Origin of the sequence: Vibrio sp. qd031 (genome assembly GCF_002100145.1) — a bacterium.
Lineage (GTDB): Bacteria > Pseudomonadota > Gammaproteobacteria > Enterobacterales > Vibrionaceae > Vibrio.
Genome location: NZ_JXQD01000023.1, coordinates 35177 through 57924, shown reverse-complemented (window position 1 = coordinate 57924; position 22748 = coordinate 35177). Strand labels below are relative to the sequence as shown.

Annotated in this window: 16 protein-coding genes; 7 read left to right on the top strand and 9 right to left on the bottom strand. The window is 46.7% G+C overall.

From position 1 onward, the window contains the following. Positions 1 to 76: 76 nt before the first annotated feature. The 6 genes from accC to ST37_RS08290 all read right to left on the bottom strand — a co-directional run bounded on the left by accC (position 77) and on the right by ST37_RS08290 (position 7329). Positions 77 to 1420, bottom strand: a complete 1344-nt coding sequence (gene accC, locus ST37_RS08315; protein WP_084885406.1) for an acetyl-CoA carboxylase biotin carboxylase subunit — start codon at positions 1418 to 1420, stop codon at positions 77 to 79. A gap of 12 nt (positions 1421 to 1432) precedes the next feature. After that, a complete protein-coding gene (gene accB / locus ST37_RS08310) occupies positions 1433 to 1882 on the bottom strand; it encodes an acetyl-CoA carboxylase biotin carboxyl carrier protein (protein WP_084885404.1) in 450 nt (149 codons plus the stop codon). Positions 1883 to 1938: 56 nt separating this feature from the next. Continuing rightward, on the bottom strand, positions 1939 to 2388 hold the full coding sequence (aroQ, locus tag ST37_RS08305; RefSeq protein WP_084885403.1) for a type II 3-dehydroquinate dehydratase: 450 nt from the start codon (positions 2386 to 2388) through the stop codon (positions 1939 to 1941). 380 nt (positions 2389 to 2768) lie between these two features. Further along, positions 2769 to 4718 (bottom strand): acetate--CoA ligase, encoded by a 1950-nt coding sequence (gene acs / locus ST37_RS08300; RefSeq protein ID WP_084885401.1) that lies wholly within the window; start codon positions 4716 to 4718, stop codon positions 2769 to 2771. A 136-nt stretch (positions 4719 to 4854) separates the two neighbouring features. Continuing rightward, positions 4855 to 5493: a 3'-5' exonuclease gene (locus tag ST37_RS08295; protein WP_084885399.1), complete on the bottom strand. Its 639-nt coding sequence runs from the start codon at positions 5491 to 5493 to the stop codon at positions 4855 to 4857. A 9-nt stretch (positions 5494 to 5502) separates the two neighbouring features. Further along, positions 5503 to 7329 (bottom strand): putative nucleotidyltransferase substrate binding domain-containing protein, encoded by a 1827-nt coding sequence (locus tag ST37_RS08290; protein ID WP_084885397.1) that lies wholly within the window; start codon positions 7327 to 7329, stop codon positions 5503 to 5505. Positions 7330 to 7503: 174 nt separating this feature from the next. Between ST37_RS08290 and ST37_RS08285 the strand changes: the two genes are divergently transcribed. The 3 genes from ST37_RS08285 (at position 7504) to ST37_RS08275 (ending at position 13438) form a co-directional block, all read left to right on the top strand. Further along, the gene (locus ST37_RS08285; RefSeq protein WP_084885396.1) at positions 7504 to 8667 is read left to right on the top strand and encodes a 3-phenylpropionate MFS transporter; all 1164 of its coding nucleotides are present in this window, start codon (positions 7504 to 7506) and stop codon (positions 8665 to 8667) included. Positions 8668 to 8734: 67 nt separating this feature from the next. Beyond that, positions 8735 to 12166: a PAS-domain containing protein gene (locus ST37_RS08280; RefSeq protein WP_084885394.1), complete on the top strand. Its 3432-nt coding sequence runs from the start codon at positions 8735 to 8737 to the stop codon at positions 12164 to 12166. Between the two features lie 84 nt (positions 12167 to 12250). Further along, positions 12251 to 13438: an iron-containing alcohol dehydrogenase gene (locus ST37_RS08275; protein ID WP_084885392.1), complete on the top strand. Its 1188-nt coding sequence runs from the start codon at positions 12251 to 12253 to the stop codon at positions 13436 to 13438. A 15-nt stretch (positions 13439 to 13453) separates the two neighbouring features. On the opposite strand, the gene ST37_RS08270 is transcribed toward ST37_RS08275, so the two are convergent. After that, entirely contained in the window at positions 13454 to 14281 is an 828-nt protein-coding gene (locus tag ST37_RS08270; protein WP_084885390.1) for a nucleotidyltransferase domain-containing protein, read from the bottom strand. 220 nt (positions 14282 to 14501) lie between these two features. Here ST37_RS08270 and ST37_RS08265 point away from each other — a divergent pair, with 220 nt between their 5' ends. Together ST37_RS08265 and ST37_RS08260 are read left to right on the top strand one after the other, a co-directional pair. Beyond that, entirely contained in the window at positions 14502 to 15170 is a 669-nt protein-coding gene (locus ST37_RS08265; RefSeq protein WP_084885388.1) for a sulfotransferase family 2 domain-containing protein, read from the top strand. 130 nt (positions 15171 to 15300) lie between these two features. Continuing rightward, positions 15301 to 16497, top strand: a complete 1197-nt coding sequence (locus ST37_RS08260) for a threonine/serine exporter family protein (protein ID WP_084885386.1) — start codon at positions 15301 to 15303, stop codon at positions 16495 to 16497. A gap of 46 nt (positions 16498 to 16543) precedes the next feature. On the opposite strand, the gene ST37_RS08255 is transcribed toward ST37_RS08260, so the two are convergent. Further along, entirely contained in the window at positions 16544 to 17383 is an 840-nt protein-coding gene (locus tag ST37_RS08255) for a 2OG-Fe(II) oxygenase family protein (RefSeq protein WP_084885519.1), read from the bottom strand. 216 nt (positions 17384 to 17599) lie between these two features. Further along, the gene (locus ST37_RS08245; protein WP_084885382.1) at positions 17600 to 20380 is read right to left on the bottom strand and encodes a glycoside hydrolase family 3 protein; all 2781 of its coding nucleotides are present in this window, start codon (positions 20378 to 20380) and stop codon (positions 17600 to 17602) included. Positions 20381 to 21135: 755 nt separating this feature from the next. On the opposite strand from ST37_RS08245, the gene ST37_RS08235 reads away from it, so the two are divergent. Beyond that, entirely contained in the window at positions 21136 to 21426 is a 291-nt protein-coding gene (locus tag ST37_RS08235) for a helix-turn-helix transcriptional regulator (protein ID WP_084885378.1), read from the top strand. Continuing rightward, positions 21416 to 22726 carry a type II toxin-antitoxin system HipA family toxin gene (locus tag ST37_RS08230; RefSeq protein WP_084885376.1) on the top strand — a complete coding sequence of 437 codons (1311 nt, stop codon included), beginning with the start codon at positions 21416 to 21418 and terminating at the stop codon, positions 22724 to 22726. The genes ST37_RS08235 and ST37_RS08230 overlap by 11 nt, the downstream gene beginning before the upstream one ends. Positions 22727 to 22748 lie beyond the last annotated feature (22 nt).

Here is a 22748-nt window from a genome sequence, read left to right as displayed (position 1 = left end):
AGGAAAGGGAGTTTTGTTCATCTTAGTAAAAACAAAGCCCGCACGAGGCGGGCTTTGAAGTCTTTATGACATCGGTTTAATGAATACCGAGTTTTTTCTCGAGGTAGTGGATGTTCGCACCACCGTGCTGGAAGTTTTCATCGTTCATGATTTCAACTTGCAGTGGGATGTTGGTTTTAATGCCCGTTACGATCATCTCACCCAATGCATTTTTCATGCGAGAGATAGCAACGTCACGGTTTTCACCGTAAGTAATCAGCTTACCAATCATTGAATCGTAATGCGGAGGAACCGTGTATCCAGAATAGATATGAGAATCCCAACGAACACCCATACCACCTGGCGCATGGAAACGCTCAATTTTTCCTGGGCAAGGTAGGAATTTCACTGGATCTTCTGCGTTAATACGGCACTCAATGGCGTGACCACGCAACTTGATGTCATCTTGTGTGAAAGACAGTGGCTGGCCCGCAGCAACACGCAGTTGCTCCTTGATTAAGTCGATGCCCGTAACCATCTCGGTCACTGGGTGCTCTACCTGAATACGGGTATTCATTTCTATGAAATAGAATTCGCCATTTTCGTACAAGAACTCAAACGTACCTGCACCGCGATAACCAATTTCAATACACGCACGTGTACAGCGCTCACCGATGTATTTACGCATTTCTTCAGTAATACCTGGTGCTGGCGCTTCTTCGACAACCTTCTGGTGACGACGTTGCATTGAGCAGTCACGTTCACCCAGATGGATAGCTCCACCTTGGCCATCGGCAATAACTTGTACTTCAACGTGACGAGGATTTTCTAGGAATTTCTCCATGTACACGATGTCGTTATTAAACGCAGCTTTAGCTTCTGCACGTGTCATAGCGATGGCTTCAATAAGATCAGGCTCGCTGCGAACAACGCGCATACCACGACCGCCGCCGCCGCCAGATGCCTTGATGATCACTGGGTATCCAATGCGCTTGGCGTGAGCTTTGTTAAGAGCTTGATCGTCGTTGAGTGGACCATCAGAACCAGGAACACAAGGTACGCCTGCTTTTTTCATCGAGTTGATGGCGGACACTTTGTCACCCATCAAACGGATGGTGTCTGCAGTAGGGCCAACAAAAATGAAGCCACTTTGCTCAACCTGCTCAGCAAAGTCAGCGTTTTCTGACAAGAAACCGTAGCCCGGGTGGATCGCAACAGCGCCTGCAACTTCAGCTGCAGAGATGATACGTGGGATGTTAAGGTAGCTATCGATACCGCGAGCAGGACCAATACAGATGGTCTCATCAGCTAGCAATACGTGTTTAAGGTCGCGGTCTGCCGTCGAATGAACTGCAACGGTTTTGATGCCTAGTTCTTTACAGGCACGCAAAATACGTAGCGCGATCTCACCACGGTTGGCGATGACAATTTTGTCTAACATAATTAAACCTTATTATTCGATAACCACAAGAGCTTGGTCAAACTCAACAGGTTGACCATCTTCAACCAAAATAGCGGTGATCACACCAGACTTATCCGATTCGATTTGGTTCATCATTTTCATCGCTTCTACGATGCACAAAGTGTCACCTTCAGCAACGGTTTGGCCAACTTCAATAAATGGCTTCGCTTCTGGCGTTGGAGCACGGTAGAACGTACCAACCATTGGTGAAAGTACTTGATGACCAGTAGGTGCAGCAGGGGCTGCTTCAACCGCAGCTGCAACCGGTGCAGCTGCCGCTACTGGAGCCGCGGCTACCGGCGCTGCCATTTGAACAGGAGCAGCGGCTGCTGGGCTGTGACGGCTGATACGTACCGACTCTTCACCTTCAGCAATTTCTAGCTCGGAAATGCCAGACTCTTCCACAAGTTCAATCAGTTTTTTTATTTTACGAATATCCATGATCTGTTCTCTAATGTTTGTTATTGGAGCTATGGAATCCATAGCAAGTCTAGTTGTTATTTGGCGTGCAGCTGTTTTATTGCTGAACGCAATGCCAATTCGTAGCCCTGAGGGCCGAGTCCACAAATCACACCTACTGCCACATCGGAGAGATAGGAATGATGACGGAATTCTTCTCTTGCGTGAACATTCGATAAATGCACTTCAATGAATGGGATTGAGACTCCCAACAGCGCATCTCGAAGGGCCACACTAGTGTGAGTAAATGCGGCGGGATTGATGATGATAAAATCCACGTCGTTTTGTGCGTTATGAATGGCCTCTATGAGCTCGTATTCGCGATTTGATTGTATATGAGACAATGAGACTTGCTCTGAAGTTGCAAAATGCTCAAGTTCTTCAATGATTTGTGCCAGTGTGTGCTGACCATAGACGCCGGGCTCTCTTGTGCCGAGCAGATTGAGATTTGGACCATTGATAACCAGAATGTTGAATTTTGCTGCCATTGTGCTCTTAAAATCCTTTAACGTGGGTACAAAACCTAAGTTAGTGGTTGTACTGACAAAGTCGCGTTGAAACTAGTGGCAATTTTGGTACATAACTGCATTTTTTGCAATATTATAGTGAATTCGCAGCAAATCTCAGCAAAATACTGGTCTTATCAGCTAAGTTATCAACCTGAGCCCAGTATTAATCAACCTTTGGCTCTGTTGGTTAAGTGCCAACCTTTGATGCGAAAGCAACCTAATATTGTTCAGTTGCCAATCTTTTGACCTATTTTCACGCACTAAAAATAGATGCAATTTTGATGCAAAAAAAAGGCTCAACCAGAAGTCGAGCCAAAAAGGATGCAAATTGTGTGAACTGGATTTACAAAGGGGGGGGGTTAAGCCAGTTCTGCTTTCTCTGCAATTAACTTCTCTACTACGCTTGGATCCGCGAGTGTTGAAGTATCGCCAAGGTTGCTCGTGTCACCGGTGGCAATTTTACGCAAGATCCGGCGCATAATTTTACCTGAGCGTGTTTTCGGCAGTGAGTCTGTCCAATGCAGTACATCAGGAGTTGCAATAGGACCAATCTCTTTACGCACCCAATCTTTTACTTCTTTGTGCAGCTCAACCGATGGGATTTCTCCGTCATTAAGAGTGATATATGCATAAATAGCTTGGCCTTTAATATCGTGAGGAATACCTACGATGGCGGCTTCAGCAATTTTATCAAAGGCAACTAAGGCCGATTCAATCTCAGCGGTTCCCATACGGTGACCAGACACATTAAGAACATCATCGACACGACCGGTGATCCAGTAGTATCCATCTTCGTCACGTCGAGCGCCGTCACCAGTAAAGTACATGCCTCTAAAGGTCGAGAAATAGGTTTGTTCGAAACGCTCATGATCGCCATAAACAGTGCGCATTTGACCCGGCCACGAATCGAGGATCACCAAATTACCCTCTGTCGCTCCGTCAATGACATTACCCATGTTGTCGACAAGCGCGGGTTGAACGCCAAAGAATGGGCGCGTTGCCGAACCAGGTTTAAGGTCGGTTGCACCTGGCAGTGGCGTGATCAAGATGCCACCCGTTTCGGTTTGCCACCACGTATCGACAATAGGTGAATCTTCGTTGCCAATTGTGCGGTAGTACCATTCCCATGCTTCAGGGTTAATAGGTTCACCGACGGAGCCCATAATGCGTAGGCTACTGCGAGTTGTACCTTCGATGGCTTCGTCACCTTTGGCCATCAAAGCTCGAATTGCGGTGGGTGCGGTATACAATATGTTGACTTGGTGCTTATCGACCACTTCACTCATGCGGCTCGTTGCAGGGTAGTTAGGTACGCCTTCAAAAAGTATAGTTTGTGCACCATTTGAGAGCGGGCCGTACACTAAGTAAGTGTGGCCGGTGATCCAACCTACGTCAGCGGTACACCAGAACACTTCACCTGGTTGGTAATCGAACACATATTTGAAGGTCATTGTTGCGTACACCAAGTAACCGCCAGTAGTGTGTAATACGCCTTTAGGTTTACCCGTTGAGCCAGAGGTATAAAGAATGAACAGTGGGTCTTCGGCGTTCATTGGCTCTGGTGGGCAGTCGTCGGATACATCAGCAATGGCTTCGTGCCACCACACATCACGGCCTTCATGCCAGTCAACGTCACCACCAGTGCGTTTGAATACGACAACAGAGCTGATGCTGTTAACGTCTGGGTTTTCTAATGCTTGGTCGACATTTTTCTTAAGAGGGACTGCGCGACCCCCACGAACCCCTTCGTCCGCGGTAATGACAACTTTGGCGTCAGAGTCATTGATACGTCCAGCAAGTGCTTCTGGAGAGAATCCACCAAATACAACGGTATGGACAGCGCCAATACGTGTACAGGCGAGCATGGCTACAGCAGCTTCAGGGACCATTGGCATGTAGAGACAAACAACATCACCTTTCTTAACCCCTTGAGCTTTTAGTGCGTTTGAAAAGCGACATACATCTTTGTGCAGTTCGTTGAAGGTGATTTTTTTATCATCGTTAGGATCATCACCTTCCCAGATAATGGCGACTTCGTTACCACGTTCAGCCAAATGACGGTCGATACAGTTAGCGGATACATTCAGTTTGCCATCTTCAAACCAGCGAATATCTACATGGCCAGTGTCGAATGAGGTCTGCTTCACTTTGGTAAAGGGTTCGATCCAATCAACAATTTTTCCGTGCTCGGCCCAAAATCCTTCAGGGTCGCTGACCGAACGCTGGTACATGTCTAGGTAAGTATCGTTGTCTGCATGGGTCTGGGCTTGAATCGACGCTTTAACAGGGTAAATGTGGGCTTCACTCATTATTCTCTCCTTGTGAATAGGTCGCAAGTTACTGCTATGTGACTTGCTAGTGGTATAACTTTCAATGACTGGGCGCGTTTCGACAATTAGACTTTAGGATGAATGAGCGTTAGCTCACTGCGATAAAGAACGTGAATTACTTCGATGGATAGGTCGAATGAGCAAAAGCTGGAAAGCTACCATGGGTTAATCTGACATAGATAAGCGCCGCCACAATAGCGTCGGCTAAGGCGTTATGTTTATTGGTAATAGGAATGTCGAGATGTCGACAAATGGCGTCCATACTTAAGTCAAAATAGCCATTTGGAAGCTGTTGCTCTAATTTGTCGTGATAGATATCGGCCACTTCGATAATGCGATTGGGGAGTGGAAATCCTTTATGCTTGATACAGGCTAAATCTAAGATCTTTTTGTCGTATCGGATGTGATAGCCCACAATGGGTCGGTTTCCAATAAAGCTTATCAGAGCATCGAGTGCCGCTTCTTCTGTGGCGCCTTGCACCAAATCTTGATGGCGTATTTGATGCACTTTTACAGAGTCTTCCGCCAGTGAATCGGGTGGGAGCAACTTGATTTCAAAAGGCTGACTGGTCAAGACGCGGTTACCTACAATTTTAGTCGCGGCTATAGAGACCAGTTCGGCATGCAGAGGGTCTAGGCTTGTGGTCTCGCAATCTAGCGCAACATACTCCTCGCCACGATGCGGCTCAAATAGGTGCGCATAAGGTGACTCTTTAAACTTGTGTTTCCACCAAATTCGCATCAACCAATTCATACTGGGTACCTAGTCTCTAATTTGATAGTGAAAACCAAGCAACTGCTTAAACTTCTTCACGACGTGTAAGGCATGTCTAAGTAAGTCTCGTTCTGTTCGTTCCAGATGCTCGGTGTGCACCAATGAGTCGGTCTGCTCGGCATCCATTTGTTGAGCAAGACGCAATTTAGTTAACAGTTTGAACGCTTCACTAAGGTTATCTGCGGTGTCTGGTTCTAGCATTTTACGCTGTTGCAATGCCTCAATGCGCTCAAAGGTATTTCTGGCGGTGATCCCATACTCTAATGCCAGTGTTCGAATCCCGTGCACGATGGGGAATATGCCACCTTTTTTCAAATCGAGTCCCTGCTTATTCTTTTTCACATTACCAAACAAGGTGAGCGGCACTGAGAATTGCAAGGCTGGACGAACAAACTCTTGCAGCATCAGCATGTTGCCTTTGAGTTTTTGTTGCGTAGGTAGTAACACATTCTCTAACATCGCTTTGTCGCCTGCGACGGCATGTGCATCGGCAAAGATGGATAAATTCATCGCATCAGCAGGCTGAGCTGACGCAATCCATTTTGCCAATGTATTCTTCCAAGCACTTTCGTTTCGTACCCAAAATTCGTTATTCACCATAACTCGGCCTGGGCACGGTGGGTAACCTAATTTTAGTAGTGTTTGACTAAGCTGCTCCATAATTTGGTCACACTGATGCCACTCTAATCCGTCTTTTATGATCAGTGCGTTGTCCTGATCGGTCTTCAAAATTTGCTCGCCACGTCCTTCCGAGCCGAGTACAACCAGACATATTTGATCGTGAAGCGCTGGGGGGACCACCAGTTCAAACGCTTTTTCTATAATCTGTTCATTGACGGCCGAGATGAGCTCCATAATGAATCGCGTGCGAATGCCGCGACTGAGTAAACTGTCGACCAATTGCTTCTGTTTATTGGAGGCGAGAGCAAGCTCATCAATCGTATTTGCACGAGCAATGGCGAGAGTAAGGACGTGGGAGTGAGTTGAGAATGTACTCAATATTTGAGTCATGTCGAGCATGCCCACAGCTTGATTTCCATCACACACCATGAGGCGCTTCATGCGCTGGCGAGTCATCATAACCATGGCATTAAACAAAAATTCTCCCACATCGACATGCATCACAGGGAATGTGGCAATTTTACCGATCTCTACGTCCAAGGGTAAGCGATCAATGGTGAGTGCGTGCAGCATATTAGTACGAGTGACGATGGCATAGGGGTGAGCGTGTGGGTGAGCTTTGACTCTTGGATCTTCTGGGTCCAGTTCGACCAGTGCACTGTCCACACCCTGTTTTTTTAGGGTTTCAGAAACTTGGTCAAGTGGGGTTGTTGCACTCAGCAACACTGGGGGTGAAAAAATCGAATCGTCGACTTGAGTTAGAATGAACTCGGCAATATTTTTCTGTTGCTGCGCTTCTTCTATCAGTGCTTGTCGTCTGGCTAAGTTGTTGTCAAAGTATGCGGCAAACTCCCCATTTTGCTGATAGAACTCGACAAAGACTTCTTTGGGAAGTAGGTAGACCAACGTATCTTCTAAGGCCACATAGTTATGCCTAGCACTTTCCTCGAACATCGATCTGAGATCGAAAAGATCATCGTTACCATAATGGGCAAAGACTTCGTCATTGCCAATATCGCGCTCTTCAACCGTTCCTTTTAACATGATGAACAGGGCGTTTTGAGGTTGATTGGCGCTGATCAGTTGATCACCGTTGCGGTAATAGGCAACATCTAGCGAGGCTTCCAGTTTAGACTGCTGCGATGCGTCCAATCGGTCAAATGGAGGGGATTGCATGTCGAAGTTATCAGGCATAAGCAAACGGGGCCTTGTGTAAAGTGCTTATCATCAGTCTCGCAAATTTCCCATTATCCTCCAGACGACTTTGGTCTAATGGGGAAAGCCTTTCAGCAATAAACCTTCCCTATTTATCCAATGGATTCGGCGTATAATAGTCAGGTCCTTCTGTCATTACTGGTTTCGCCTTCTATGCAACGCTCTAGTCCTTACGCTTGGTTATCCACCTATTTGGTCGGATTTTTCTTCACTTATGGCGTCTATTTGCCGTTTTGGGGACTGTGGTTTGAGTCGCAACATGTGGATGCGAGTGACATAGGCTTACTCATTGGCTTAGGTTTGGCCTCGCGTTGTATTGCTAACCTATTTATTACCCCTCGCTTTTCACGCATGGAAAGAATTTTACCGGCGCTACGCTGGATGACTATAGGGGCATTTATTACCTTAGGTGCGCACTTATTTACCGGCCAAAGCTTTTGGTTAATGGCGACCGCTACCATATTGTTCAATCTATTTCTTGGGCCCATAACGCCGTTGACTGACTCAATGGCGAACTATTACGCCAAACTGAAAGTACTAGACTATGGGAGAACCCGTTTATGGGGGTCTATTGCCTTTGTTGCTGGGTCAACCATTGTCGGTTATTTAGTGGCTAATTTTGGCTCGCAGATGATTTTATATACGGCGCTGTTTGGCACAGTTGTGGCTTATTTGTTAGTGCTAAGAACCCCAGCTGTTGTCCCCACATCAGAAACTCAAACACACCAGCCAAAGGTCAAGTTGTTGGCACTGCTTAGAAAGCCAAGTGTACTGCGATTTATCGTGTTGGTATCCCTGATTCAAGGTAGCCACGCTGCCTACTATGGTTTTTCGGCTATTCACTGGAAAGGGGCGGGGATCTCTGAGGACATTATTGGGTACCTTTGGAGTTTGGGCGTTATTTCAGAAATCTTGGTGTTTGCCATGAGCCGACGCTGGTTTTCTGGATTTGGATTACAAGCACTATTCACTATGGCCTCGATTGGTGTGATGCTGCGATGGGGGCTTACAGCCGCCACGACCGATATTGTTGCGTTGGTGGTTGTGCAGTCTTTGCACGGAGTCACTTTTGCGTTGGCGCACATCGCTGCGATCCGCTATATCCAAATGGTGCCAGAAGTCGAAATGGTACCGTTGCAAGCGCTCTATAACGCTTTACCTATGGGGGCCGTTTTGGCTCTAATGACTGCGGTAAGCGGTTGGGGCTATCAGCATTACGGGTCGCAGGTGTTTTGGGTGATGGCGGTAATGGGGCTGATCGCAACCGTGATTAAGGTTTCACCTAAAACTAAGCCTGTAGCACAGAATGCGAGCTAAACATTTGAGTTTACTTACATTCATCGCTTAAATTGTAGTTAGGAGTCAATCACACAGGGACGAGGTGATGGAAGGCTGGATAGTGATACCGGTATCACTCACCTACTTAGGTGTGCTTTTTTTGATCGCATGGTATGGCGATCGACGTCCCAATTGGTTGTCAAAATGGCGTCCATGGATCTACAGCCTTTCCATTGCGGTGTACTGCACATCGTGGACCTTTTTCGGTACGGTTGGCCAAGCCACTAGTAACCCTTGGTCGTTTTTACCCATCTATGTTGCACCCATCATTGTGTTTGTGTTTGGCTGGCGCCTGCTCGCTAGATTGATCTTAGTTGCAAAACGTGAACACATCACCTCTATCGCCGATTTTATCGCGGCGCGTTATGGAAAGTCTCAAGCATTAGCTGTCACCGTGACGCTGATTGCCGTGGCAGGCATTCTTCCCTACATTTCATTGCAGTTGCGTGGCATCACTATGGGGCTTAATGTCATTGCGCCCGATTTAAGTGAGCAATTAGGTTACCAGCAGGCGCACATCTCTTGGTTTGTTGTTGCCGGTCTTGCTCTATTTACAATGCTATTTGGCACAAGGCACATTGATAGCACAGAGCACCACCGCGGAATGATGATGGCGATTGCCTTTGAGTCGATCATTAAACTGGTGGCATTTTTGACGGTGGGGGGCTTTATTTGGGTGGTCGCCATCGAACGCCCGGATATTCGTCTGGCTGACATTGCGTCGCAAACCTATCAATCGCCGAAATTGGCGTCTATGGCGATTCATACCTTGCTGACAATGGCGGCGATAATCTGTTTACCCCGTCAGTTTCATACTATGGTGGTTGAAAATGAGCGGCCACAAGATCTCCATACTGCGCGATGGCTGTTCCCACTCTATTTGGTGTTGATGGGCATATTTGTATTGCCTATCGCATGGGCAGGTCAGGCGTTGTTGACGGGAGAGCCAGCTGATTCGTACGTCATCAGCTTACCGCTGTCCTTGGGGGCTCACGATATGGCCTTGCTGGCGTTTCTGGGAGGCACCTCTGCCGCCAGTGGTATGGTAATTGTTTCAACCATTGCTCTTGCCATCATGGTGTCAAATGATCTGGTATTGCCGCTACTGCTGCGCCGACTTAAGCTGAGCCAGCGAACCTACGCGCACTTTTCTGGATTGCTGCTCAATATCCGTCGTGGTTTGATATTACTCATGCTTATGGGGGCATGGGCGTTTTATATGGCGCTCGATAGCATCACCTCATTGTCGGCCATCGGTCTGCTTTCGTTTGCGGCCATCGCGCAATTTGCACCAGCACTGATTGGCGGGCTGTACTGGCGCTATGCCAATAAGAAAGGGGCATTTGTTGGGCTGTTAACGGGCTTTGTGGTGTGGTTAATCACACTGATGAATGAAATGTCGCTGCTGGCAGGAGACTCGGACAGCAACCCGTTACTATGGCTGATTACGCCACCGAGCTATATTGAGTCTTGGCAGATATCGTCATCTGACTGGGGGATGTTGATCAGCCTTGTCATCAACACAACCTGTTTTGTATTGGTTTCTCTTTTTACTCGTCCCAGTTTAAGTGAGCGGCTTCAATCTGCGTCCTTTGTTGGTATGCAGCTTGAAGAAGCGGAAAACGTTACTCTCTATCAAAGCCGTGTATCGGTTGCCGAACTGGAGATGCTTGCGTCTCGATTTGTCGGCCGTAGCCGCGCGAAAAGTGCATTTATAACCTTTTGGCGCCAACACGGCACTCAGCTCATGCCAAGCCAGCAAGCTCCCGCGACGTTGATTCGACATACTGAACGGTTATTGGCCGGTGTTTTTGGTGCGTCATCAGCAAAGTTAGTACTTACTTCGGCCTTGCAAGGTAAAAACATGCAATTGGAGGAAGTGGCCACGATCGTTGATGAAGCCTCTGAGCTGTACGATTTTAGCCGAGGGTTGTTGCAAGGGGCTATCGAACATATTGGGCAAGGTATTGCTGTGGTGGACAAGCAGCTGAGGCTGGTGGCATGGAATCAGCGTTATTTAGAACTGTTTGACTTTCCAGCTGGCCTGATTCGAGTTGGCCGTCCTATCGCTGATGTGATTCGACATAATGCGCAGCAGGGGCTGTGTGGTCCCGGCGATCCTGAGGTACATGTGCGTAAAAGGGTCTATCACTTAGAACAGGGCACACGGCATACCTCATCGCGGATCCGAGCTGATGGTCGAGTGATTGAGGTTCAAGGTAATCCAATGCCAGGTGGCGGGTTTGTAATGAGCTTTACCGACATTACCGTGTTTAGAGAAGCCGAGAAAGCCCTTAAACAATCTAATGAGTTATTGGAAACCCGTGTGCTAGAAAGGACTCGAGAGTTAGAGGAGTTGAATAAGCGGTTGGTCTCGGCCACTCAGCGAGCCGAGCTAGAATCGCACTCCAAATCCAGATTTTTGGCTGCGGTCAGTCATGACTTGATGCAACCGCTAAATGCCGCTCGACTGTTCGCGTCATCTCTTAGTGAAATTGCGCCGCAAAACGACATTAAGCAGATGTCCAATAAAGTGGAAAGTGCTCTAGAATCGGCAGAGGATTTAATCGGTGATCTGCTTGATATTTCTCGTATTGAATCAGGGAAAATGCAGGCACAAATCACTCAATTTAAGTTGGATGACGTGATGAGCACCCTCGCCAATGAGTTTGAGCAGTTGTCGATTGGTAACGACATAGAGTTCCATTGTGTTTCCACTCAAATGATTGTCGAATCGGACCCCAAATTATTGCGAAGAATCTTACAGAACTTCCTCACCAACGCATTTCGCTATGCGCCCAAAGGAAAGGTTGTATTGGGGGCAAGACGTGATGGAGAGTGTGTCCGCATAGAAGTGTGGGACAACGGTGTTGGGATACCCCATAACAAGCAGCAAGAGATTTTTGAAGAGTTCACCCGAGTGGAGCAGGTTAGAGCTGAGCAAGGATTGGGTTTAGGACTGGCCATTTCTAAAGGGCTAGCGCAGCTGCTTGGGCACACTATTTCGCTGCAATCTTGGCACAACTTGGGCAGCGTATTCTCTGTTCAAGTCGCAAGAAAAGAAGCGGTTGCCCCTATGGTGGTCGAGACGGCTTCGCCAGTGAAAGAGCAAGATCTCTCTCATCTCAATGTCCTGTGCGTAGACAATGAAGCAGATATATTGGATGGCATGCAAACGTTGTTGGCGCGCTGGGGTTGCCAGGTAGCGTTGGCCGCAGATGTGGTTCAAAGTATGAAACACATCGAGGAAGGTTTTATTCCTGACGTGGTATTTTCTGATTATCGTTTGGATCACGATCGAACAGGATTAGAAGTATTGCAACAATGCCGGTTGCGGTTGGGCGATAGTTTCGTCGGGGTAATCATTAGCGCAGATCGTACCGAAGAGATGATGAGTGGGATAAAAAGCAATGGATTCAGTTTTATGCCTAAGCCCGTAAAACCGTTGAGATTGCGCGCGGTACTTAATCGCGCCTAGAGACAAATGGACATTGGAAGTAGTCATTGAGAAACATAGATTCGATACGCCGATTATTAGTTTTTTTACCCGCAAGGAGACGTTATGTTGCATCAAGTTTTGGTCACTATTCGTAAGCCATTCATAAAAATGGTGCCAATTCCTACCCCGTCGAAAGTTGAGGGGGAAAATGCGCTCGATCAATTAGGGGATGTGTGTCAAACATTTGGGCTCTCTCACCCACTGATCGTAACCGATCCAATGCTGGTAAAGTTAGGGCTATTGGAGTTAGTGACTCAGCAACTCTTGGAGTGTGGTATTGGCTTTTCGGTATTCGATAAAGTGACACCCGATCCAGATTTTCAATTAGTCAGAGAAGGGGTTATTCAGTTTCATACCGAGCAGTGCGATGGCGTCATTGCTCTGGGCGGAGGCTCTCCCATGGATTGTGGTAAAGCCATATCAGCCAGTGCCAAGACCGGTAAAGATGTGGCTAAGCTAGTTGGTATCCTTAAGGTAAGGCGCCGGCCATACCCCGTTATCGCTATCCCTACAACTGCCGGCACCGGATCTGAAACAACAGTGGCCGCTGTGATCAGTGACCCAGTGTCACGCACTAAGCCCAACATTACCGATCCCTTTATCGTTCCGCGTGCTGCGTTGCTCGACCCAAGCTTAATGATTGGTTTGCCTGCAAGCATAACAGCGCAAACAGGAATTGATGCCCTTACTCACGCCATTGAGGCGTACATTAGTGGGTACAGCAATACTTATACTCGCTCACTGTGCGTGCAAGCGGTAAAACAGATTTTTGAATTCTTACCGGTAGCGTTTCACGACGGGCAAAACCTTAACGCTCGGGCAGCGCTTGCCCAAGCAAGTTTTGATGCAGGGCTGGCGTTTACACGAAGCTATGTCGGCTATGTTCATGCCGTGGCTCATCAACTGGGTGCGTTTTACCATGTGCCCCATGGCCTGGCCAATGCTATTTTGCTGCCTAAAGTTCTCCGGTTTACTTTACACCGAAATCCAACACCCATTGCTCAATTGGCCGATGAGGTTTTGGGGTGCCAAGACGGCACCGACACTGAACGTGCCATTCGATTTATCGAGTCTGTAGAACGTCTATTAGGCCAACTGAGCATTCCACTCACCGTCCCAGAGCTATTGGAGGAGGATATCCCTGCGCTAGCTAAACAAGCGATCGCTGAAGCGTTTGGTCAATATCCTGTCCCAGCCGTAATGACACAATCACAATGTGAGCAATTGCTTTTGTCTTTAGTCGAGAGATAGCAACGTGCTAATAGACTAGCGTCTATGAATATCAATTAACGACACTAAGTTATTCGTTGCATCGTCGAGCGCAGAAATGAGCGCACCGTCGGTATGGCACTGCTCTGTGATATTGATAGACACAAACAGCGACTCAAGCGTTTTCTTAAAGTTTATAGGAAGAAACTCGCAATGCTCTTCGGCAAAATCTATGAGCCGCTTTTCACCAGGGTGAGGGATCTTGTTGAGTGCGAATAGCACGTCAAAATAGCTAGCAAGGTATTCGTTTGTTCGATGAAGCACGCTGAATGAATCTTGTCTAAGCAGCGCTTTTTTAATTTGCTTTGGGTAATTAGGGAACGCATCGCATAGCAGTGGTAGGTTTTTCTCAATAATTGCGTTTGCAAGAGCGTCTGGGTAAGGCAACCCAAATGTCTGTTTCAGATGACTGAGCTTATTGTCTCGCTCAAATAGAACTTGGCAGTTGAGGAGGTTAGCCCAAAAGCAGGTTGAGTAGCCAAGGGAGACTTGGTGCTGGTTAATTAACGCGTCTAAATCTTGCTCCATATCGTCTAAATTGCGGTAAATAATTTCAACCTCGATACCGCTTTTGAGCACCCCGTCATCTTCGGTTTCCCAAAATGTCTGATTAAGCTCCATCGATTGACAGTGTTTATCCGTGATCTGTTTGCGACGTTGAATTGACAGTGGCTGGTTGAGGTACACATAGACGTCGAAATCGGACCATTTATCGTTCATCGAAAGGGTGTGCGATCCCCCCAAAGCGATACACTCTACTTCAGCCCGCTGGGTAAGCTCTTCAATCAGACCTTTTAAAAAGGGATCGGTCAGTGTGCTGGTCATTTATAGACTCCCAATAATGAATTTTTATAAGAATAGACAACTTAGGTTAGGCAATGCGAGCGACAGCTCTAGAAATGTTCATTTGTTGGACAGCGACACCGATTGTGTGAAAATTCGCATTGTTGAAAACCCGAAGCTGATAAAAACTCTTTACTCTTAGAGATATCGGCACCCGAAGTAGCGGATGTGTACCAAACGGACGTAAGGAACAGGGCAGGGCATGAACAAATATTTGTGGCTACATATTAGAAAAGCTGGTGGGACTTCACTGAAAGAAATTTTGGGCCCAAGTTACGCAGTGTCTGAGTGGAAATATGGCACGCCGTTTGTCGCACTAGACAAAAGCCAGTGGAATAACAATCTCAATAATCACTTAGTGTCACTGGGTGAGTACGAATATAAAAGAATGTTGTTTGCACAGAAATTTTTATATACCGAGCAAGAATTTGCAGAAATGTATAAGTTTGCCATAGTACGTAACCCCTATTTTCGTGCTGTTTCGTGTTGGAAGTACCTGACTAAACACTGGACGCTAACCAAACCAAGGCTAATGATGGCTAAGCGAAGCTTTCCTTATTTTCTAGATATGTTGCCAGAATTTTGGGAAACGCGCTTTGACCGACATGTGAGTACCCACACCGCGCCAATGTGGCAAGACATCACCGATGAACACGGCACAGTACTGCTTGATGATGTGTTTAAGCTGGAGAACATTCACAATGATATTGTGACGATTTGCGATAAGTTGGGTGTGGAGCAGCATGCTCTCAAAAAGAAAAATTCGAGTAATATCAATAATTATGATGAGTACCTAACCCCAAAGAATATAGCCAGAATTGAAGGTCTATACCACGAAGATATTGAGCACTTTGGTTATACGCCAAAATGATGTTCAGTGACCACTCTAGGTAACCTATTTCATCAAAGAATAGAGCGGTTAATACGCCGTTAAAAATAGTTCTATTTTGCTAAGAAAAAGTCGTTACAATACGCTCGCTATTACATCTAGGGAGTGCGCCGTGACCATTCAATCTAAAGACAAGCAAGCGATACAAACCACCCTCGACTTTATTGATTGCTTGCACAGTTCAGGTTGCCCTCCGCACTCCGTTGTCAAATACACCTACCGTTACGCGCATGCAAGAATGCAGAAAGTCGCTCTCGATATCACGCCCACTAAAGTGATGGCAGTGTTTGAAGAGCCAGAGCATGTGACGGTGCTGCAGAAAAAACCACTGCCGGTCATCAATTTAAGAATGCTGGTAGAGACTATTTCTGCTCTAAAGCAAAGCCGGCAAGCGATACGACAGCATCCTTACTCACTATGGTTACAATGCTTAGCCTTTATTTTAATTCCTCCTAGCTACCTATGTTTGGTCGGCAGTACACTGCCTGCTGTAGGTATATCGGCGATTTTGGGGTTATTAGTTTGGGTAGTTTGCCGTGTGTTTACCGATGAACGGGCAATTATCGTGGAGTTTGTCGCGGCATTTTTGGTGGCCTTTATTGTTGGGTTGTTGTCGTCGTTAGACCCCGGCTTACCTGTTTATGCGTTGTGTATTTCCGCCATAGTATTATTCGTACCAGGGCTCACTGTAACCAATGCGCTGGAGAGTTTGGCGCATAATGACTTTGGCTCAGGCATAGAGCTTCTGGCACAAAGTATGCTCATCATATTAAAGTTATTTATTGGTATTGTGCTGGGAATTAGTCTGGCGAATACCGTCCTACCACACCCTTCTGAAACACACTACATTAATGAAGTACCGCTACTTATGCATGTCTTTGGCTTAGTAGGCATTTCCGCAGCCCTAGGGGTGGTTTTTAATGCTCGTTGGGTCGATATTGTATTTGCGTTTCCAGCAGCCATTGTTGGAATGTGGGGGCCGCTTTACATAACCAACGATTGGGTCATTGGCACTTGGATCAGCACCATGATCATCACTTGCTATGGTTTGGTGATGGGCAAGGTTAGGCAAGTGCCTCCTTTGGTGTACATCATGCAGGGGATCATCATCTTAGTCCCAGGAAGCCGCATTTTAGTGGGGGCGAGTGAATCGTTTTTTTCTCAAGCGATTTTACCTATTCCCAATATTGGGCTGTCAGCGGTACTGATGTTCTGCGCCATTGTGGCAGGGCAGATCATCTCATACAGCCTATACATCACTCTGTTTAAGAAAAAATCGACCGACTCCTCCAGTTATTGGATTCAATAACCAATCGGATGAACATAAAAAAGGCCACCTCAGTGGCCTTTGGTATTTATATGACACCTAGCTCACGTAGGCGTTCCATCAGGTAGCTGTGAGCGGTATGTCGCTCGGAAAGGACAACCTCGGGGTTTGGATGCAAAAACAGCGGCAGAGAAATTCGCGATTTACTCTTGTCAGCCCCTTCTGGATTGATGACTCTATGTGTTGTCGATGGAAAGTAGCCTTGCGACGCTTCTTGCAACATATCACCAATGTTGATGATTAAGTTACCGTGATCGCAGGGCACATCTAACCAACTGCCGTCTTTGGCTTTTACTTGCAGACCAGGTTCATTTGCCGCCGGCAGAATGGTGAGTAAATTGATGTCTTCATGGGCTGCGGCGCGTATTGCACCAAGTTCTTCATCACCGCTTAATGGTGGGTAGTGCAATACACGTAACAATGATTGCTCACTGCCGTCAATCATGCTTGAGAGTGATTGGGAGTAATGCTCAACCACCTCTTTAGGAGAGTGGTCTTCCACCCAAGTCAGTAGGGTCGCGGCCAAATCTGTTGCGTTGGCATAGTAGCGACTTAGCTCGGCTTTAAGATCGGCAGGGCACTGTCCCCACGGGTAATAATGAAAATACTCTTTAATGTCTTTAACGCTGTGCCCCTTTGCCGTTTCTGAAATGTCAGCAGGGAAAAACCCGTCTTGAGTGTCCACATTGAAGCGATAGTCTCCTTTGCTACTATCGTTAAAAAAGGCATACCAGTTTTGATAAATGCTCTGCACATCGCGTTCGAGAATGGGATGATTTTTAAGTACCCCAAATCCAGTTTCGCGTAATGAGGCAACAAATCGCTCAGCGGCGTCACTGGCATGAAAGTCAATCGCTTCTAGTTTCATGGTATAGCCTTTGGTGTAGTGTGGTGTTACGCACATGTTAATGGAATCGACGTCAATTACACTTATAGAGTTCCATTTCGATAACGCCATCACGCCGAAAACGTTTGCGCAAGGGTATTGCCGCTCGCACACCGCTCAAATTAGTGCCTTAGACTGTTTTTCCCGACTCGAAAAAAAGCCCCAGCGAATGCTGGGGCTAGGAATGTCTGATTTTATCTAAGATTGAACCAGTGTTAGGCTGTCCAAATACAGTCCTGGTTTAACAAAGTTAAATTGAAGGTGATAGTCACCCACTTCCAGTCTAATCGGCACGCCTTCTACGGTTTGTGTTTTCCCTTCGGTTCCGTTGAGCGAAAAGGTCATCGCAAAATCATCATTGATCAGCAGTGAGCAAGTGGATTGGGCGAGCGAATCTTTCTCATAGCTTGCTTGAACGCTACAGCGATACACACCTGCTTGAGTTACGCGGATCGTTCTAGTTGTATTGTTCTTTGTCCCCAATGACGTACTAGATTCTAACAAAACCGCATGCTCATCAGCTTGTGATTTAGGCGAAAATGGCTTGATAGGCTCATAGGCTTTTAGAGGCCTTTGCATGACAGGCGCATCTATGATGAAGCGACAAATGTTCATCGCGCATCGCTGAAGTTCACCAATAGTGAGTGTACCGTTGTCTAGAGCGGCGAGAGTATCGTCGTTGTGCCCACCGTGCTCGGCTTTGTCGTTTTCGACCACCATATAGAGATCGTTTTGAGAGCGAACCATAAAGGACGTAAAGCTGATGGACTCTTCACCACCAGAGACGCAATGGTTCATTTTTGCCCACCAGTCACTCATTACTATGCCGGTATAGCCCCATTCCTGTCTCAAAATCGTGGTGTTTAGATCGTAGCTAGAGGCAGTCCAGTGACCGTTTACAGGGTTGTAAGTGGTCATTATGGTTGAGGCCTCGCCCTCTTTCACCACCATTTCAAACCCTTTTAGGTGGATCTCTCGAAGTGCACGCTCTGACATCACGCTATCAACGTGGTGTCGACCGGTTTCTTGGTCGTTGGCCGCGAAGTGCTTAACGGTACCCGACACTCCAGCATGCTTTAGACCCAGCGTCTGGGCGCAGGCTATTTTACCCGTTAAGAATGGGTCTTCTGAGAAGTACTCAAAATTGCGTCCATTGAGCGGGTGACGATGAATGTTCATGCCAGGACCTAACAAGGTGTCAATTTCGTTGGCTTGCATTTCTTCACCCACCAGAGTGTAGAGCTGGTGGTTTAATTCAGTATTCCATGTACAAGCGAGCAACGTACCAATAGGGACCTGTGACGCAGGGTGGCCACTGTCCATGCGAATGCCTGATGGGCCGTCCGATGCCGCTGCCACAGGAATGCCGAATTGGAACAGTTCATCACTCACACCACCAAATGCTGCCGCAGTGCCAGGGGTGACTTTAGGGCTACACATACCTTCACCACGTACAATGGTCGCGAGTTGATGTGCGTTGAGCTGCGCGATAAAGTCTCGCATCTCAGCGCGTCCCTGTTTCACATCTTCTAAACGAATCCCTTTGTCTCCAGTAATGGTGTAACTGGTAGGTAGGTTGTCGATAATGCGCTTTTCAAGATCAATAGAGCGTGTGTTAACGGCTTCCAATCCGAGGCTAAATGATCCCTCTGATAGTTCTGGTTTTATACGTTCAAACGCAATGACTGGTGCTAATGCTTCGCTGACTTGCTCAATAATTAACGTAGATTTTATTGACCAGCATGCATCTATGTTTACTGCCTCTCTAACGCTACCACCAAGACTAAATTGGTAATCGCCGGCCTCTAATAACCAACAACTCTTGTGTCCAGTCACGCCAGTGTCATCGTATGAACTCAATACATGAGCTGGAACGCGGATGGTCAAAACCTCAGACTCACCAGGAGCTAAAGTGCTTGTTTTGTTAAAACCGACCAGCGCTTTTATTGGCTGCCCAAGTTTCCCTTGAGGGGCGGTCACGTATAAAGAAGCCACTTCCTTACCCGAATATTGATTGCCAGTATTAGTGACCAATACGTCAAAGTGAAGTACAGCGTTAGCACCGCTGCCTTCAACGGTGTATGAGCTTAATTGTCTAGAGAATGAGGTGTAAGACAGGCCAGCTCCAAATGGGAAGCGGACTTTTTCTGGCGCGAAGGTTTCAAAGTAGCGATAGCCAACATAGATATCTTCAACGTAAAGGTTGCGCACATCACTACCAAAGTTTTCATCAGAGGGGTGATCGCTAAGCTGATAAGCGATGGAGTCGGTAAGACGTCCACTAGGAGAGACATCTCCGCTTAGGATATCGGCCAACGCGTCTCCGCCTTCCATACCCGCAGCCCACGAGTACACCACGCCTTTAATAGAGTCACGATGCTCACCTTCGTCCAACCAAGACATGTCGATAACGTTGGTAACGTTAAGCACCACAATAACTTGATCAAAGTGTGCACACACCGTGTCAATCATCTGTTGCTCGGTGTCAGTGAGCAAGAAGCTACCTTTAGTTAATGCGTTATCTTGATCTTCACCTGCGGTGCGCCCAACAAATACCACAGCTTTATTTGAGATACTCTTAGCACGTGCCACAAGGTCGTCATCAAGTGGCATTTCGTGCTGGAACCATGGTTCAGCCGCCCAACCACCACCACCATCGTCAAATGGGTTATTCGCTAACCAGTCTTGATAAATCGCCACAAGTTCCTGATTCAGATTGATGCTCTGGTTGTTCTGCATACCTTGCACAGCATTGACAGTGTAAGGCACGTTAACCGCACCACCAGACCCTGTACCACTACGGTAATAATCCACTTGGCAACGACCAAACAGAGATACTGTGTCGCTTGGTAGTAGCGGTAAAACGTGTTGATGGTTACGCAGTAATACAATCCCTTCTGCCGCGGCTTGTCGGCTAACAGGAGCTAATATTTGTTGCGCTTTGAGTGCGTCATTGGCGCGTTGTATAGGGTCAGACATGAGCATTTTCCGTTAATGTATCACCGCTGGGCAGTGCAAGGTTGTTAGCGCTCTTTTTGCGATGAAGTTTATGATCATCAATGAACCAAAACTCACAGTCAAAAAGGAACCGGTTTCTATTGTGCAATGTACTACGGTTTTTTTTGGTTTTGTGAATAAAGTATTGAGTATTTGAAAGCGCTCTCAAAACTTTCATGGACCGTGAAAGTTTCACAGAAAGGTGACCTTAATCACCCTATATCTAGTGGGGAATTATTTGGAAAAGAACGGATAAAAATCCACGTAGTGTATATTGTGCGCGATATTTCAGCAGTAGTCTTAAACGTTTTTATCAGTGGTACTAGGAATGATCAATCGTATGTATGTGCATACCTTCATAAGGCATTAAAAAAGCCTCTGAAACAGAGACTTATGTCATTTATGTTAGAGAGCTAGACTACTGAATCGGTTATTCAATATTCGTATCTGAATGTGGAGTTAAATATTAAATTAATTAAAAATCAAATAATTGAAGGTTAAATGGTCTTAAGTATTCTTTGTTGACCACCAATCTAACCACCAGTAATTCGCTTCCTAGGTACGAGCCTAGTAGGCTATGCGTTACCTTAACTCACCCCATGCCTGATGCAAAGTATCAGCTTTGAGTATCCTTCTTCAGTTACGTGATAGTTATCCATATTCATATGGACATTATAGTGTCCACAAACAATGAAATAACGCTATAATAGATACTATTGTGTCCTATAAGGTTGCGTATGAACTTTTCACTTTTAGATGATACCGATGTTAGCCAAGCTTTTGCTTCTCATCTGCGGGGCTTGCGTAAACAAGCGAAGCTATCGCGAGAGGCACTGGCACTGCGTAGTTGTGTACCAGCTTCGACCATAAAAAAGTTTGAACTCACCGGGCAAATTTCATTTCGTCAGCTGCTGCTTTTGTGGCAGTCGCTGGATTCACTAGACAGGCTTTATCAACTGACACAAACAACGGCTGACCGTACCGCTTTACCGACCAGTATAGAAGAGGTGCTTAAAGATGGGCTTTAAATCCATTCAAAAGTTGAATGTGGAGCGCACTCTCACAACGGGCGAAACTGTATCGGTGGGTGTATTAGCGCAAAACCGCCAAGGTGTTTTCTTTCAGTATGATGAAAGTTATCTAAGCAGGTTTGGCAATTTATCCCCTTTTACTCTTCAAGGCGATGTGCGATTACAGCAAGCACCGAAAGAGCCTCACCAAGGTATACACGGCGTTTTTGGAGACAGCCTTCCCGATGGTTGGGGTTTGTTGTTGCAAGATCGTGTGTTTCGCCAACAAGATATAATACCCGCACAAGTAACAGCAATGGATAGACTGGCTTTGGTTGGCCAGCAAGGAATGGGGGCATTGTCTTTTACACCTGTATCAGAGCTCTCATTAGTTCAGCGTTCAGAAATTGATTTGGAAACACTTGGGCTTGAAGCCCAAACCTTGTTCGACCAGTCCCTCTCTGACGATCTAGACGGTAGCACTCAGCAAGTGTTAGCAACCTTGGTAGCAGTTGGCAGCTCCGGCGGTGCTCGCCCTAAAGCGCAAATTTATATGCCCTCTGGTGACGCGACGCAATGCCGCACTTATGTACAGCCTGGCGATGAAGCATGGTTAGTTAAGTTTACTTCGAAGAACTTAGCATTGGGCCACGAAGAAGGTTTGTGTGAAGCGGTCTATTTAGAAATGGCTGAATTGGCAAAATGTCAGCCACCGATTTGGCAGCTAATTGAAGCACCTGTGAGTAGCGGCGCTAAAGCATGGCTTGCGTTAAAGCGTTTCGATTATTTACCCGCGCAGGAGAAGGTTGGGCGCTTACATATGCATAGTGCTTGTGGTTTGTTGGATGCTGACTTCCGAAGCCCGAGTTTAGATTACAGTGATCTGATTAAGGCCAGCCGTCAACTTTGTAAGTCACCCGCTGCTGGGCAACTTCAATTTCGTCGCGCAATGTTTAACTTGTTTGCAGCTAACCAAGACGATCACAGTAAAAACTGGGGCTTTTTACAAGCCGATGATGGCAGTTGGCAACTCGCCCCATTTTACGATGTAACCTTTAGCCCTCACCCTTTTAATGAACATGCTACCGCCTTTGCAGGGTATGGAAAAGCACCACCACTTAAAGTGATGCAAAAGCTAGCGGCCAGTGCAGGCTTTGCTAATTGGAAGAAAGCACAACAATGCATTCAAGAAGTTGTTGATGCCATTAGTCAGTTTAGGCCGCTTGCTGAGCAACGCGGGGTGAGTAAGACCACTGTGTTAGCGATAGAAAAAACACTCGCAGAGCGCAAGCAAGAAAATGCGGCACTGCTGGTTTGAGATGATGATTTTTATGATGACG

Excerpts from the sequence above, each read along its gene's own strand:
- accC (WP_084885406.1), bottom strand. The coding sequence starts at position 1,420 with ATGTTAGACAAAATTGTCATCGCCAACCGTGGTGAGATCGCGCTACGT.
- accB (WP_084885404.1), bottom strand. The coding sequence starts at position 1,882 with ATGGATATTCGTAAAATAAAAAAACTGATTGAACTTGTGGAAGAGTCT.
- aroQ (WP_084885403.1), bottom strand. The coding sequence starts at position 2,388 with ATGGCAGCAAAATTCAACATTCTGGTTATCAATGGTCCAAATCTCAAT.
- acs (WP_084885401.1), bottom strand. The coding sequence starts at position 4,718 with ATGAGTGAAGCCCACATTTACCCTGTTAAAGCGTCGATTCAAGCCCAG.
- ST37_RS08295 (WP_084885399.1), bottom strand. The coding sequence starts at position 5,493 with ATGAATTGGTTGATGCGAATTTGGTGGAAACACAAGTTTAAAGAGTCA.
- ST37_RS08290 (WP_084885397.1), bottom strand. The coding sequence starts at position 7,329 with ATGCCTGATAACTTCGACATGCAATCCCCTCCATTTGACCGATTGGAC.
- ST37_RS08285 (WP_084885396.1), top strand. The coding sequence starts at position 7,504 with ATGCAACGCTCTAGTCCTTACGCTTGGTTATCCACCTATTTGGTCGGA.
- ST37_RS08280 (WP_084885394.1), top strand. The coding sequence starts at position 8,735 with ATGGAAGGCTGGATAGTGATACCGGTATCACTCACCTACTTAGGTGTG.
- ST37_RS08275 (WP_084885392.1), top strand. The coding sequence starts at position 12,251 with ATGTTGCATCAAGTTTTGGTCACTATTCGTAAGCCATTCATAAAAATG.
- ST37_RS08270 (WP_084885390.1), bottom strand. The coding sequence starts at position 14,281 with ATGACCAGCACACTGACCGATCCCTTTTTAAAAGGTCTGATTGAAGAG.
- ST37_RS08265 (WP_084885388.1), top strand. The coding sequence starts at position 14,502 with ATGAACAAATATTTGTGGCTACATATTAGAAAAGCTGGTGGGACTTCA.
- ST37_RS08255 (WP_084885519.1), bottom strand. The coding sequence starts at position 17,383 with ATGAAACTAGAAGCGATTGACTTTCATGCCAGTGACGCCGCTGAGCGA.
- ST37_RS08245 (WP_084885382.1), bottom strand. The coding sequence starts at position 20,380 with ATGTCTGACCCTATACAACGCGCCAATGACGCACTCAAAGCGCAACAA.
- ST37_RS08235 (WP_084885378.1), top strand. The coding sequence starts at position 21,136 with ATGAACTTTTCACTTTTAGATGATACCGATGTTAGCCAAGCTTTTGCT.
- ST37_RS08230 (WP_084885376.1), top strand. The coding sequence starts at position 21,416 with ATGGGCTTTAAATCCATTCAAAAGTTGAATGTGGAGCGCACTCTCACA.